General features: G+C 40.8%; 1 protein-coding gene. It reads left to right on the forward strand.

Going from position 1 to position 360, the window contains the following annotated elements; genetic code table 11:
- A partial coding sequence (locus ACFINO_RS10730; protein ID WP_375655835.1) for a TrmH family RNA methyltransferase occupies positions 1-360 on the forward strand: 360 nt, incomplete at both ends.

Genomic DNA, 360 nt, shown 5'->3' on the forward strand with positions numbered 1-360 from the left:
CACTCATTTTTTCTAAAAGCAAAATCAGTAACACTGCTATTGAAAACACCGCTGCACATACTGTAGCCAATGGTGGTCTTGTCATTAAAGCCTCACAAAAGGTCATGGAATCTATCGCACGACGAGATAATCCACAAACAGTTATTGGTATTTTTAAACAACAGTGGCAATCACTTGAAATGATAACAGGACAGGCAGAAGATGTTTATGTCGCACTTGATCGAGTGCGTGATCCAGGAAATCTTGGTACCATCATCCGTACTGCTGATGCTGTAGGAGCTAAAGGTGTTATTTTGATCGGCGAAACAACAGATCCTTTTTCACCTGAAACAGTCCGTGCAACAATGGGATCAATTTTCT

This window comes from Bartonella sp. AA83SXKL, assembly GCF_042196965.1.
In the GTDB taxonomy this organism is placed as follows: domain Bacteria; phylum Pseudomonadota; class Alphaproteobacteria; order Rhizobiales; family Rhizobiaceae; genus Bartonella.